Genomic DNA, 13,227 nt, shown 5'->3' with positions numbered 1-13,227 from the left:
GTGCTACATCTTCACCACACATTCTGCCAATGCTTCGATCTGTTCCTGACGCTGGGCCTGGTTCCGTTTCGGATGCGTGTTGAGCGACGACCATTGCGGATGTGCCCGGGCGATGTTCAGCGCCTCCGGCAGTTTGCCTTCGCGCCAGGTCTTGTCCTGCGGGGAGGCCACCTGAATGCTGTCCAGCGCCGCATGGCCACGGGCATTCAGCGCTTGCAGCAGTTGTCGCTGACGCAGTGCCAGCAGGCGCAACACGTTGTCGTCGACCGTCAGCTCTCGCTGCCCTTTGATCTTGCCGAGCAGGCGATTGCCATAGCTGCGGGCGGTTTGCAGGGCGCCGCCGGCAATCGCGCCGGCCAGGGCGGCGGCACCGAGGGTGATGCCGCCCACCAGCAAATCCACCCCCGCACCGGCGGCTGCACCGGCCGCAATCCCGCCGCCGACCCGCACGCCCAATTGCTTGAGGGTTTCCGGGTTGAACAGGTCATCGCCCCAGCGGCCGTCGAGCAGCGGCAGATCACTGGCTGCTGCGTCTTGCGGACGGAAGGCGTAGAGCTTGAGCAGCGCTTCGACGCAACGTTGTTCGCGCTGGCGCACAGCTTTGCGCAGTTCGCTGATGGCCTGTTGTTCCTGCTCGGCGTTGCTCGCCACACTGCGTCGGCACGCGGCGCAGTCGATCAACAGTTCGGCGATCAGACGCGCGGAGCTTTGCTCGCGGACGAGGCGTTGGGCCTGTTGATCGGCGATCAGGCGTTCTAGTTGTGGGCGGGCGTTTTCCAGCAACAGTGCGAGGCTTTCATACAGCCGCCGCTCGCCATCTTCGGGCGGGGCGACGCTGTCGAACCGCACCAGCGCATGCAGGCCCAGACGCGCCAGTGCTTCACGCCAGTCCGGCTCGCGGTGGTTGGCACTGCTGACGAAATTCAGCACCGGCAGCAACGGTTTTCCGCAACTGGCCAGCACCTCCAGCTCATCGCGGTACTTGGCCAGCACCGGTTCGCGGGCATCGATCACATACAGGCCGGCATCGGAGTCGAGCAGTTGCCGCAATACCTTGGCTTCCTGTTCGAAACGCTGGCGTGCTTCGCTGCCGTCGAGAAACCGCGCCAGCCGCGCCGGGCCGTCGAGGCGTTCGCCGGGGCGTTCCAGACGCTCGAGAAAATCCAGCAGGGCGATGGCGTCTTCCAGGCCTGGCGTGTCGTAGAGGTCGAGCAACGGTTCGCCATCCACCGACAATCGCGCGCCTTCGACATGCCGCGTGGTGCTTGGGCGATGGGAGACCTCGCCGAAGCCGACGTCGCGGGTCAGGGTGCGCAGCAGCGAGGTCTTGCCGACGTTGGTGTGGCCGACCACCGCCAGTTTCAGCGGCGCTTTCCAGGCATCAGTCATGTCCGTGCTCCAGCCAGTTCAACGGGGCGCAATCGGCGAACGGCAGCTCCAGTTGTTGCAACGCCACGTGCCAGTCGCCGAGACGTTCGGCGTCCAGCGCTTGCCCCGATGGCGCCTGCAACAGCCAGACGCGGGTCGCGGCGGCGTTGCGCGCCAGTTCTGCAATCAGCGCCAGGCTGCCGCGATCCGGTGAGCGCCGTGGGTCGCAGGCAATCGCGAGGCGTGCCGGCGGAAAACGGCTGAGCTGTTCGAGCAGTTTGTTGCGCGATTCACGGCTGTCGAGGATGCCCGCGTTGCTGACGTTTTTCGGCAGCGTCGGCGGCCATGAGTGTTGATCGTCGAGTTCGATCGCCACCAGCAACGCGCCATCGCTGGCGTGTTCGCCGACGGTGCTTTCGACGCGGTGCAGTTGCGCAGGCTCGGGGTCGGTGATGCCGAGGCGTTCGCTGGTCGGCATCAGGCGTTCGCGCAGTTGGGCGTAACCGGGCAGGTTCAGGTCCAGACGCAACGCCGCTTTGCCGCTGTTCCAGCGCCAGAAGCAGAACAGCGCCAGCAGCAGACGCGGCAGCACGCCGTACACCACCAGCACGCCGACCAGCCAGGTTGCCCACGCCTGACGGGCGCTTTCGATGTTCAGCGCGGTGTCGCCGCTGGCGCGGATCATGTCCACGGTCGGTACGTTGAAACCCAGCAGCGCGGGCAATGCGCCGAGGGCCTGGGTCATGTTGATGAAGGTGTCGGCGCTGAGAATCGTGGTTTCCCAGACGAAGCCGTAGCGCCGGGTCGCCATCAGCGTCAGCAGCAATACCAGCGCGCTGAACATCGCCAGCAACCACAGGCCATTGACCAGCGTACCGAGCGCCCAGCGATTGAGCTTCTGGCGTTGCAGCATCAACAGCAGGGCCGGCGCCAGTTGCGCCGCCTTGGCGTCACGGGCGAGTTTTTCACTGAGCCACAGCCACAAGCGGCCAAGGGTGGCGCCGTGTTCACCAGCGAAGATCAGCCCCAGCACCCAGCTCAACAGCAGAATCAGATTCAGCCCGAGCAGGCTGCCCAGGGCCCAGAACACATTGACCGGCGTCTGGCCCAGTGCGGCGAAAGCCAGGCCGGCGCCGCTCAATACCGCGAGAATCGCCAGCAGCACCAGCGCCAGACGCGCGCCTTGCAGCCAGTGCTTGAGCGCCGAGGTCAGGCCGTCGCGCTCGGCCAGCCACAGGGCACGGCGTTGAATGCGCCCCGGCAGGTCGCCACCGGCCGCGCGGGCCAGGCGATTGGCTTCCAGATCGTCCAGCGGGCCTGCGTGTTCTTCGCGCAGGCGCACGGTTTCGGTGAGCCAGAGGTTTTGCAGTGAAGTCAGTTCAGTCACGCGGCATCCCGTTGCTTGATTGAGCCGTGAGCATAACCGCTGTGGCGCTTATCGGGGTAAGGGCGGCTCTGGTATCCTCGCCCGCATGACTAAATCACTCCCCCTCAGCCTGATCGCAGCCCTCGGTGAAAACCGCGTGATCGGCGTCGACAACAGCATGCCCTGGCACCTGCCGGGGGACTTCAAATACTTCAAGGCCACGACGCTCGGCAAGCCGATCATCATGGGCCGCAAGACCTGGGATTCGCTGGGTCGCCCGTTGCCAGGTCGCTTGAACATCGTGGTCAGCCGTCAGCAGGATCTTGTGCTGGAAGGCGCGGAAGTCTATCCGTCGCTGGAAGCCGCCGTGGTTCGCGCCGAAGAATGGGCGAAAGAGCAGGGCGTCGACGAGTTGATGCTGATTGGCGGGGCGCAGTTGTATGCGCAGGGACTGGCACAGGCGGATCGTCTGTATCTGACTCGCGTGGCGTTGAGCCCGGAAGGGGATGCGTGGTTTCCGGAGTTCGATCTGAACCAGTGGAAACTGGTGTCGAACGTGCCGAATCCGGCTGAAGGCGACAAACCGGCTTACAACTTCGAAGTCTGGGAAAAAGCCTGAATCTGTGGCGAGGGAGCACGCTCCCTCGCCACAACTTCAATCAAGCCTGAGCAAGCTCCGCATGCTCATCGGCATCCAGCAGGGCCTTGTCGGTCTGCTGCATCACTTGGCTGGTAATCGCGCCAGCGGTGATCGAACCACTCACGTTCAGCGCCGTACGACCCATGTCGATCAGCGGCTCGACCGAAATCAGCAACGCCACCAGCGAAACCGGCAAGCCCATGGCCGGCAGCACGATCAGCGCGGCGAAGGTCGCACCGCCACCCACGCCCGCCACACCGGCCGAACTCAAGGTTACGATCGCCACCAGCGTCGCGATCCACAGCGGATCCAGCGGGTTGATGCCCACGGTTGGCGCAACCATCACCGCCAACATTGCCGGGTACAGACCGGCGCAACCGTTCTGGCCGATGGTCGCACCGAACGAGGCGGCGAAGCTTGCAACCGATTGCGGAATGCCCAGACGACGGGTCTGCGCTTCGATGCTCAGCGGAATGCTCGCTGCGCTGGAGCGGCTGGTGAATGCGAAGGTCAGCACCGGCCAGATCTTGCGGAAGAAGCGAAGCGGGTTGATCCCGGCCGCCGACACCAGCAGACCGTGCACCACGAACATCAGGCCCAGACCGAGGTAAGAGACCACTACGAAACTGCCGAGCTTGATGATGTCCTGCAGGTTGGAGCCGGCGACCACTTTGGTCATCAGTGCCAGCACGCCGTACGGGGTCAGCTTCATCACCAGGCGCACCAGACGCATCACCCAGGCTTGCAGGGTGTCGATGGCGTTGATCACTTTCTGACCTTTCTCGACGTCATCCTTGAGCAGTTGCAGCGCGGCAACCCCCAGGAACGCGGCGAAGATCACCACGCTGATGATCGAAGTCGGCTTGGCCCGCGCCAGGTCGGCGAACGGGTTCTGCGGGATGAACGACAGCAGCAGTTGCGGCACATTCAGGTCGGCGACCTTGCCGGCGTAGTCGGTCTGAATGGTTTGCAGACGGGCCATTTCCTGAGTGCCGGCGACCAGGCCTTCGGCGGTCAGGCCGAACAGATTGGTCAGGCCGATGCCGATCAGCGCGGCAATCGCGGTGGTGAACAGCAGCGTGCCGATGGTGAGGAAGCTGATCTTGCCCAGCGACGAAGCGTTGTGCAGACGGGCCACGGCGCTGAGGATCGAGGCGAACACCAGCGGGATCACGATCATTTGCAGCAGTTGCACGTAACCGTTGCCGACCAGATCGAACCAGCCGATCGAGGCTTTCAGCACCGGGTTGCCGGCACCGTAGATCGTGTGCAGCGCGACGCCGAATGCCACGCCCAGTACCAGCGCGAGCAGGACTTTTTTCGCCAGACTCCAGGTGGTGTGACGGGTTTGCGCCAGACCGAAAAGCAGGGCGAGGAACACCAGCAAGTTGAGAATCAGGGGCAGATTCATGAGGACTCCAGAAAAGACTGTGCCAACAACCTTCCGGGGCTGTTGCGAACCGGCAAGCCTAACAGTTTGATTTCCAATGATTTAATACCGAAATCAAAGGTTGTCCGTCGTTTCTGGAATAAGCGGGTGTCGCTCTGGGAGATGCAACTGGCGCGAAACGGACGTGCACGGTCGCTGACAGACGGGGACTGTCACATTTATTTGTTAGCGTCGATTTCTTTGACCCAGGGAGAAGCGCCAATGAAGTTTGCACCGAAATTTCTGGCTGTCGCACTGACTGTGGGGATGGGCCTGGCCACTCAGGCATTCGCCACCGACCTGAAACACTGGCCGGCGGATCAGGCCAAGGCACTGGACGCGATGATCGCCGCCAACGCCAACAAGGGTAACTACGCGGTGTTCGACATGGACAACACCAGTTACCGCTACGACCTCGAAGAGTCGTTGCTGCCGTTCATGGAAAACAAGGGCCTGATCACCCGCGACAAGCTCGACCCCTCCCTGAAACTGATGCCGTTCAAGGACACCGCCGACCACAAGGAAAGCCTGTTCAGCTACTACTACCGCCTCTGCGAAGTCGACGACATGGTCTGCTATCCATGGGTCGCGCAGGTGTTTTCCGGCTTCACCCTCAAGGAACTCAAGGGCTACGTCGATGAGCTGATGGCCTCGGGCAAACCGGTGCCGGCGACCTATTACGAAGGTGACGTGGTCAAGACGCTGGACGTGAATCCGCCGAAGATCTTCACCGGCCAGAAAGAGCTGTACAACAAACTGATGGAGAACGGCATCGAGGTCTACGTGATGACCGCCGCCTCCGAAGAACTGGTGCGCATGGTCGCGGCCGATCCGAAGTACGGCTACAACGTCAAACCGCAGAACGTGATCGGCGTGACCACGTTGCTGAAGAACCGCGAGACCGGCGAACTGACCACCGCGCGCAAGCAAATCACCGCCGGCAAATATGACGAGAAGGCCAACCTCGGCCTCGAACTGACCCCGTACCTGTGGACCCCGGCGACCTGGATGGCCGGCAAACACGCGGCGATCCTGACCTACATCGACGAGTGGAAAAAACCGGTATTGGTGGGTGGCGACACGCCGACCAGCGACGGCTACATGCTGTTCCACGATGTGGACGTGGCCAAGGGTGGCATTCACTTGTGGGTCAACCGCAAGGACAAGTACATGACCCAGCTCAACGGCATGATGGCCAAGCATGCGGCGGCCCAGGCGAAGGAAGGTTTGCCGGTGACGGCGGACAAGAACTGGGTGATCGTGAAGCCGGAAGAAATCCAGTAATCCTGCAGAGATCCAATGTGGGAGCAAGCCCGCTCCCACAGGGGAACACCAGTGTTTGTAGAGTCTGCTCAGGCAAAAAAAATGCCCCGCACTTGGCGGGGCATTTTTGTTTCTGCGATTTGACGCTTACAGCCCGTCGAGCATCGCCTTGTTACGCACCGCACCTTTGTCGGCGCTGGTCGCCAGCAGGGCGTAGGCCTTGAGGGCAGTGGTTACTTTGCGTGGACGCTTCTCGACCGGTTTCCAGCCTTTCTTGTCCTGCTCGACCCGGCGTGCCGCCAGCTCTTCGTCGCTGATCAACAGGTTGATCGAGCGGTTTGGAATGTCGATCAGCACCTTGTCGCCGTCCTGTACCAGACCGATCGCGCCGCCGGCTGCAGCCTCTGGCGAAGCGTGGCCGATGGACAGACCGGAAGTACCGCCGGAGAAACGGCCATCGGTCAGCAAGGCGCAGGCTTTGCCCAGGCCTTTGGATTTCAGGTAGGAAGTCGGGTAGAGCATTTCCTGCATGCCCGGGCCGCCTTTCGGGCCTTCGTAGCGAATGATGACGATGTCGCCTTCCTTCACTTCGTCGGCGAGGATGCCGCGTACGGCGCTGTCCTGGCTTTCGAAGATCTTCGCATTGCCTTCGAAGACGTGGATCGACTCGTCGACGCCGGCGGTTTTCACCACGCAGCCGTCCAGGGCGATGTTGCCGTACAGCACGGCCAGGCCACCTTCTTTCGAATAGGCGTGCTCGAAGCTGCGGATGCAGCCGTTTTCACGGTCGTCGTCCAGGGTTTCCCAACGGGTCGACTGGCTGAACGCGGTTTGCGTCGGAATGCCGGCCGGGCCTGCCTTGAAGAAATGGTGCACGGCTTCATCGTCGGTCTGGGTGATGTCCCACTTGGCGATGGCTTCTTCCATGCTGCGGCTGTGCACGGTCGGCAGGTCGGTGTGCAGCAGGCCGCCGCGGGCCAGCGAACCGAGGATGCTAAAAATGCCGCCGGCCCGATGCACGTCTTCCATGTGGTACTTCTGGATGTTCGGCGCGACCTTGCACAGTTGCGGCACCTTGCGCGACAGACGATCGATGTCACGCAGGTCGAAGTCGATCTCGGCTTCCTGGGCCGCAGCCAGCAAGTGCAGGATGGTGTTGGTCGAACCGCCCATGGCGATGTCGAGCATCATCGCGTTCTCGAACGCCTTGAAGTTGGCGATGTTGCGTGGCAGTACCGACTCGTCGTTCTCGCCGTAGTAGCGTTTGCACAGCTCGACGATGGTGCGGCCGGCCTGCAGGAACAGCTGTTCGCGGTCGCTGTGGGTGGCCAGGGTCGAACCGTTGCCCGGCAGTGCGAGGCCCAGGGCTTCGGTCAGGCAGTTCATCGAGTTGGCGGTGAACATGCCGGAGCACGAACCGCAGGTCGGGCAGGCGCTGCGCTCGTACTCGGCAACCTTCTCGTCAGAAGCGCTGGAGTCGGCGGCGATCACCATGGCGTCGACGAGGTCGAGACCGTGGCTGGCCAGTTTGGTCTTGCCGGCTTCCATCGGGCCGCCGGAGACGAAGATCACCGGGATGTTCAGGCGCAGGGCGGCCATCAGCATGCCCGGGGTGATCTTGTCGCAGTTCGAGATGCAGACGATGGCGTCGGCGCAGTGGGCGTTGACCATGTACTCGACGGAGTCGGCGATGATCTCGCGGCTCGGCAGCGAATAGAGCATGCCGTCGTGGCCCATGGCGATGCCGTCATCCACGGCGATGGTGTTGAATTCTTTTGCAACGCCGCCAGCGCGTTCGATCTCACGGGCAACCAGCTGGCCCAGGTCCTTCAGATGAACGTGGCCCGGTACGAACTGGGTGAAGGAGTTGGCAATGGCGATGATCGGCTTCTTGAAGTCGTCATCCTTCATCCCGGTGGCGCGCCACAGTGCGCGGGCGCCGGCCATGTTGCGGCCGTGGGTGGATGTTTTCGAGCGGTAATCTGGCATGGAGCACTCCGGGCGGCTAATCAGGTATCAAAAGGGAGTGAGCTTCTATTGACGTCTGGAACACTCAGAAATGGCCGTGTGTCCTGATGTTGCCGATGACGTTGCGGGATCGCCGCTGGTCTCAGCCTGAGCTCATAAACCCGCCGGGGATGAATGGCGATGAATCTCGCGATTCTACACCGCTGGCGTCAGGAGGGAATGGCGCAAAGCGTTGTTCCAGTGCTGACGAAGCGTGCGGGATGACGACCGGCAGGATTAATCGCTGTCCGGTTGCCCCACCAGATCGTTACGACGACTGATTCGCGCGTTCAACGCCAGTGCCACCCCGCTGAGTATCACGAAGCTGTAGCCCAGCGTGGATTGCAGGTTGGTCGGGCTCAGGCTGATCAAGGCACTGATCAAGCCGCCGCAGATGAAAACGATCGTGCTGCCGGCCGAGGCCGAGGTGCCGGCGTTTTCCGGAAACAGGCTCATGGCCCGCGAGGTGGCGGCCGGCCGGGCAATGGTGGTGCCCGCAGTGCAGATCAACATCGGGATCAGCACGGTCGCCGGAGCCAGTGCAAAGTTAGACGACAGGTACAGCATGCTCAGGCCCGCGAACAGGATCAGGCTCAGGCCGACGACCATCTGCTGGCCGCTGTTGATGCGCCTGCTCAGCACGCTGGCGAGGATGCCTCCGGTGACGTAAGCCGCACCGTAGATCAGCAGGATCAACGAAAACTCGTACGCGGACAGTTGCAGTCGATCCATGAAGATCAGCGGCGAGATCACGATGAATGAAAAGTGGCAGGCGAATGCAAACGCCGAAATCAGCCAGTAGCCGACGAAGTCGAAATCTCCCAGAACCCGTCGATAGGCCGTGAGGAAGTTCGTACGTGTGCCACTGGCGGTCGGTCGGGTGTTCTCCAGAAACAGCCAGGCCTTGAGCAGCACTGCGGCTGATAATGCGATGAACACCCAGAAGCTGCCACGCCAGCCCAGTGTCGCCTGAAGAAAGGTGCCTGCCAGCGGCGATACCGAGATGAAAATCCCGCCGGCGGTGACCATCAGGATTCGCAGGCGATCGCGTTCCTCGCCTTCGAACAGGTCCTGGACCAGCGCCTGGGACAGCACGAAGCAACCGCAACCCAGCGCCTGCACCACCCGGAACATCAGAAACAGCGAATAGTCCGAGGTCATCACGCAACCGAGAGCGCCGAGTATGGAAATGCTCATGCCGGCGAGCAGCAGGCCTTTGCGCCCGATCACATCCGACAGCGGTCCGATCAGCAACTGGGCGAAGGCGATCCCGACGGCGAACAGGCTGATCGACAGGGCGATGTCCGCCGGGGTGCGGAGAAAGTGTTCGGCCAGTGCAGGGAACGAAGGCAGCAGGACATCCAGCGGAAAGACGCCGAGCAACACCATTGCCAGCAACAGACTGACAGCCCCGCGCCGCTGGCGTCGGGTCACCACAGATTGTCCGTCATCCATCAATCAGCCCCGCTCTGGCAAAAAGTGTCTGGTTTTGAGGTTCGGCGAAAAATCCGGCTTTCTTCAATGCGCTCAGCGTGGCGAGGCTGCCGGAGCGTGCTCGCTGTCGACTGGCCTGAGTCGTTGTCATCGTGCCGAGAATGTCGATCACCGTGGTGTTTGCAATGCCCGCGCCACAGAGGCTTTCCTGCAGCCAGTGCTCATCCACTTCGAAGAATATGTCCAGAATGTCGAGCAAGGTCGTCGCGGTGAACGTTCGCTGTTGCGGGTTCAGGTGCAACCAGAGGTAGTGGAACACTTCGGTGAAATAGCGGCTGTGGCGCGCTTCGTCGGTGAGGTGATCGCGCAACATGTCGTTGACGCCGGACACCAGACTGTCGCGGCAGACATCCAGCAGTTCACGGGCAATGATGGTTTCCGAAACGAAGCCCAGAAGAAAGCACGCCAGTGGCCGTTGCTCCTGCCCGGTGCGTGCTATCAGCAATTTCATCCGGGTGATCCGTCTGGGCATGACCGGGCGCCCGGAGATGGCGTAGAGGCTGGCGATCTGCTCTGCCACCTGGCTGGAAAACAGGGCGTGATAGCCCTCATCGGTGTAGAGCTGGAGTGCGGCGGTTTTCATCGACGCCGGCACCGCGACCGGCAGTTCGCCGTGGACGATGGTTTCGACGGCGCGATTGACGATCCGGTGCTCGAGCAATGTGGTGTAGTCGAGAAAATGCACCAGATGCCGGGCCGTAAGCCGATGCAGCATCGAACGGCCCGCTGCTTCAATAGCCGGATGGGCCAGGTAGGGCAGGAACGCCGGCGGAAACCAGTGCCGGGTCTCCAGTTGTTCCTGCACGTTGTCCGGCAAGCGGTAATCGTGAGGGCTGGTGCGGACCGAGGCGCGGCTGTTCCAGTCTCTCAGGGTGAATTGAAAGACCGGTTCCGGGGTGAGGGCGTTCATGGTTGTGCCTCACGCAGCAGGTCGCGCATTTCCTGACACATCGCCTGACCGTCGCTTTCCCCGCAACCGACGAAGAACAAGGGTTGCTCCGCACTGTTCTCGAGCTTCAGCAACGTTTCGACCTGATCGTCGGAAAACGCGCCCGTGAGCCAGGTGTTCATGCCCAGCGCTGTAGCCACCAGTTGAAACGTCTGCGAAAGGTGCCCGGCTTCGACGAACGCCATTCGATAGGCGCGCGAGTGCGGATATTTCCACCAGAGCCGGTCGAAACGGGCGGTGATGAACAGCCCCAATGGCAGGTTATTGATGAAATGCTGGCCCCCCAGCAGATTGCCGGGCGCGGTATCGGGCAAAGGGTTGATGAAGCTCAGGGCATGTTCGGTGGGGTGGTAGGCATACACGCCCGGTGCCAATCCTTCGACGTTCTGTACAAACATGAACCCGGTGCAGGCGTTCAGGCCGCCTCCGGAAGGGCTGCTGCGTCGCGCACCAAGTCCTTCGGCGATGCTGTCGTCGCAGTCGGCGTCGCGTTCTCGCAGGTAACCGAGTGACAGGCAAAGCAAGGTGCCGACATCGTCCAGCGACACGGCGGCGCCAGTGAAGGATCGGCAGGTCTTTCGCCGGGTCAGTGAACTCGACAGGCTGTCGTCATTCAGTGCCAGCGGTTCGGGCAGGGCGATGAGTGCGTTCGGACCGATATCCACAGGCATGTCGGCCGGCGGTGGAGTGGCGAGTACTGTTTTGCAGTGTTCGAGGTACTGCCTGGACCATTCCTGAATGTTTCGGGGAGTGTGTTCGCAAGGAATATCCCGCGTCCCGATATGGTAGATCCTGGACAATTCATCCCAGCCCCAGGCAGGTGCTGAGATTTTTGAAGAAGTCAGTATTCCGGCATTTAATAGCTGTGTGTCTATTATGTTGCTGCTGTCATATGAATCAGGGTTGTGGACAAGTTGTGCCAGTCGGGAAGAATACTCAAGATCAAGTTCATGTTGAGTATGGTCTTTGTAGTTCCAGACTATCTGGCCGGGCGTTCGTGGCAGTATGAATAAATAAGGATTTATATGCATGATGGGGCACGCTGCTCTGGATAGGTGCTTTGTCAGAGGCGCTGGGTAGCCGGCTATACCCAGCGCCTACCTTACTTAACGGGCTTTAGGTGCGACCAGAAAAGCCAGGTTTGCGAGGGTGCGGGATTCCAGAGTAATTGCTTTCATGATTGAACTCCTTGTTCATTGTTGCTTCGTGGTTAGTTGGTGCCACCTTCGTGGTGACGACTTAATAATAGTTTGTAATGGATTAATCGCAAGCAAATATTAAGTAGGAATAATCCAGTAATTTTGTCGGAGTGATCTTTGGCTGGAAGTAAGTGTGTAAGTTGAATGTCACTAAATAGAATAGTTAAGGAAATGTCCTGCACGACGGCAGGACGATAAATGTAGGAAAGCAAAGTGCAAGACAAAAAGAAGGGGAGCCCATGGGCTCCCCTTTCGATAGCGTCAATGCCGTGCGTCTGTCAGCTGTTCGGCAGCAGACGGCAGGTGATGCTCTTGATGTAGCGGGTTTCTGCAATGGCCGGGTGCACCGGGTGATCCGGGCCCTGACCGCCGCGCTCCAGCAACTGGATGTTGCGGTCCAGGTGGCGAGCGCTGGTCAGCAGAATGTTCTGCAGATCGTCTTCCGGCAGGTGCATCGAGCACGAAGCGCTGAACAGGATGCCGTCCTTGGTGAGCAGGCGCATGGCTTGCTCGTTCAGGCGACGGTAGGCGCCTTCACCGTTTTTCAGGTCTTTCTTGCGCTTGATGAACGCAGGCGGGTCGGCAACGATCACGTCGAAGCGTTCTTCGCTGGCCTTGAGTTCCTTCAGGGCTTCGAAGACGTCGCCTTCGATGCAAGTCATCTTGTCGGCGAAACCGTTCAGGGCGGCGTTGCGTTCAACGCCGTCGAGGGCGAAGCCCGATGCGTCGACGCAGAACACTTCGCTGGCGCCGAATGCGGCGGCTTGCACGCCCCAGCCACCGATGTAGCTGTACAGATCCAGCACGCGTTTGCCCTTGGCGTAAGGGGCCAGGCGCGCGCGGTTCATGCGGTGATCGTAGAACCAGCCGGTTTTCTGACCTTGAACCACAGGCGCTTCGAATTTCACGCCGTTCTCTTCCAGCGCCACCCACTCCGGCACCACGCCGAAGACGGTTTCGGTGTAACGCTCAAGGCCTTCGGCATCGCGCGCGGCGGAGTCATTCTTGAACAGGATGCCGCTCGGCTTGAGCACCTGAGTCAGGGCAGCGATCACGTCATCTTTATGGGCTTCCATGGTCGCCGAGGCGAGCTGGACCACGAGGATGTCGCCGAAACGGTCGACCACCAGACCCGGCAGCAGGTCGGAATCACCATAGACCAGACGATAGAACGGCTTGTCGAACAGGCGCTCGCGCAGCGACAGGGCCACGTTCAGGCGATGCACCAGCAGCGACTTGTCCAGCGGCAGCTTGATGTCGCGCGACAGCAGGCGGGCGCAGATCAGGTTGTTCGGGCTCATGGCGACGATGCCCAGCGGCTTGCCGCCGGCGGCTTCGAGAATCGCCTGGTCGCCGGCCTTGAAGCCGTGCAACGGGGTGGCGGCCACGTCGATTTCGTTGCTGTAGACCCACAGGTGGCCGGCGCGCAGGCGACGGTCGGCGTTGGCTTTGAGGCGCAAGCTAGGCAGGGACATGACGTCGCTCCGGAAAAAAGAGCGGGAGTATACCGTG

General features: G+C 61.3%; 10 protein-coding genes. 2 read left to right on the top strand and 8 right to left on the bottom strand.

The genetic code is table 11. The annotated features are described in order from the left end of the window. Positions 1 to 3: 3 nt before the first annotated feature. Both QR290_RS27910 and QR290_RS27905 read right to left on the bottom strand, forming a co-directional pair. Entirely contained in the window at positions 4 to 1,389 is a 1,386-nt protein-coding gene (locus tag QR290_RS27910) for a GTPase/DUF3482 domain-containing protein (RefSeq protein ID WP_289204013.1), read from the bottom strand. Then, a complete protein-coding gene (locus QR290_RS27905) occupies positions 1,382 to 2,755 on the bottom strand; it encodes a DUF2868 domain-containing protein (RefSeq protein WP_289204012.1) in 1,374 nt (457 codons plus the stop codon). Before QR290_RS27905 ends, QR290_RS27910 begins: the two co-directional genes overlap by 8 nt. Before the next feature lie 85 nt (positions 2,756 to 2,840). Here QR290_RS27905 and QR290_RS27900 point away from each other — a divergent pair, with 85 nt between their 5' ends. Next, on the top strand, positions 2,841 to 3,353 hold the full coding sequence (locus tag QR290_RS27900; protein ID WP_115079534.1) for a dihydrofolate reductase: 513 nt from the start codon (positions 2,841 to 2,843) through the stop codon (positions 3,351 to 3,353). Between the two features lie 40 nt (positions 3,354 to 3,393). On the opposite strand, the gene QR290_RS27895 is transcribed toward QR290_RS27900, so the two are convergent. Further along, the gene (locus QR290_RS27895) at positions 3,394 to 4,785 is read right to left on the bottom strand and encodes an L-cystine transporter (protein ID WP_064600151.1); all 1,392 of its coding nucleotides are present in this window, start codon (positions 4,783 to 4,785) and stop codon (positions 3,394 to 3,396) included. A gap of 240 nt (positions 4,786 to 5,025) precedes the next feature. Here QR290_RS27895 and QR290_RS27890 point away from each other — a divergent pair, with 240 nt between their 5' ends. Next, positions 5,026 to 6,087 carry a haloacid dehalogenase-like hydrolase gene (locus tag QR290_RS27890; RefSeq protein WP_289204011.1) on the top strand — a complete coding sequence of 354 codons (1,062 nt, stop codon included), beginning with the start codon at positions 5,026 to 5,028 and terminating at the stop codon, positions 6,085 to 6,087. 126 nt (positions 6,088 to 6,213) lie between these two features. On the opposite strand, the gene ilvD is transcribed toward QR290_RS27890, so the two are convergent. The 5 genes from ilvD to QR290_RS27865 all read right to left on the bottom strand — a co-directional run bounded on the left by ilvD (position 6,214) and on the right by QR290_RS27865 (position 13,190). Continuing rightward, positions 6,214 to 8,055, bottom strand: a complete 1,842-nt coding sequence (gene ilvD, locus QR290_RS27885; RefSeq protein ID WP_064380052.1) for a dihydroxy-acid dehydratase — start codon at positions 8,053 to 8,055, stop codon at positions 6,214 to 6,216. A gap of 255 nt (positions 8,056 to 8,310) precedes the next feature. Next, positions 8,311 to 9,528, bottom strand: a complete 1,218-nt coding sequence (locus QR290_RS27880; protein ID WP_289204010.1) for a multidrug effflux MFS transporter — start codon at positions 9,526 to 9,528, stop codon at positions 8,311 to 8,313. Further along, positions 9,521 to 10,477, bottom strand: coding sequence for a diiron oxygenase (locus tag QR290_RS27875; protein WP_289204009.1), 957 nt, complete (start codon positions 10,475 to 10,477; stop codon positions 9,521 to 9,523). The genes QR290_RS27880 and QR290_RS27875 overlap by 8 nt, the downstream gene beginning before the upstream one ends. After that, positions 10,474 to 11,547 (bottom strand): SagB family peptide dehydrogenase, encoded by a 1,074-nt coding sequence (locus QR290_RS27870; RefSeq protein WP_289204008.1) that lies wholly within the window; start codon positions 11,545 to 11,547, stop codon positions 10,474 to 10,476. Before QR290_RS27870 ends, QR290_RS27875 begins: the two co-directional genes overlap by 4 nt. A 446-nt stretch (positions 11,548 to 11,993) precedes the next feature. After that, complete coding sequence (locus QR290_RS27865; protein WP_115079528.1) at positions 11,994 to 13,190, bottom strand: class I SAM-dependent rRNA methyltransferase; 1,197 nt, start codon at positions 13,188 to 13,190, stop codon at positions 11,994 to 11,996. Positions 13,191 to 13,227 lie beyond the last annotated feature (37 nt).

Origin of the sequence: Pseudomonas fluorescens (assembly GCF_030344995.1) — a bacterium.
GTDB classification, from domain to species: Bacteria; Pseudomonadota; Gammaproteobacteria; order Pseudomonadales; family Pseudomonadaceae; genus Aquipseudomonas; species Aquipseudomonas fluorescens_BF.
Note: the sequence above shows the minus strand (reverse complement) of the source record. Positions and strands in the feature narration are given on the sequence as shown.

Bases quoted from the DNA above. Each gene is read 5' to 3' on its own strand.
- QR290_RS27910 (WP_289204013.1), bottom strand. From the start codon at position 1,389: ATGACTGATGCCTGGAAAGCGCCGCTGAAACTGGCGGTGGTCGGCCAC.
- QR290_RS27900 (WP_115079534.1), top strand. From the start codon at position 2,841: ATGACTAAATCACTCCCCCTCAGCCTGATCGCAGCCCTCGGTGAAAAC.
- QR290_RS27895 (WP_064600151.1), bottom strand. From the start codon at position 4,785: ATGAATCTGCCCCTGATTCTCAACTTGCTGGTGTTCCTCGCCCTGCTT.
- QR290_RS27890 (WP_289204011.1), top strand. From the start codon at position 5,026: ATGAAGTTTGCACCGAAATTTCTGGCTGTCGCACTGACTGTGGGGATG.
- ilvD (WP_064380052.1), bottom strand. From the start codon at position 8,055: ATGCCAGATTACCGCTCGAAAACATCCACCCACGGCCGCAACATGGCC.
- QR290_RS27880 (WP_289204010.1), bottom strand. From the start codon at position 9,528: ATGGATGACGGACAATCTGTGGTGACCCGACGCCAGCGGCGCGGGGCT.
- QR290_RS27875 (WP_289204009.1), bottom strand. From the start codon at position 10,477: ATGAACGCCCTCACCCCGGAACCGGTCTTTCAATTCACCCTGAGAGAC.
- QR290_RS27870 (WP_289204008.1), bottom strand. From the start codon at position 11,547: ATGCATATAAATCCTTATTTATTCATACTGCCACGAACGCCCGGCCAG.
- QR290_RS27865 (WP_115079528.1), bottom strand. From the start codon at position 13,190: ATGTCCCTGCCTAGCTTGCGCCTCAAAGCCAACGCCGACCGTCGCCTG.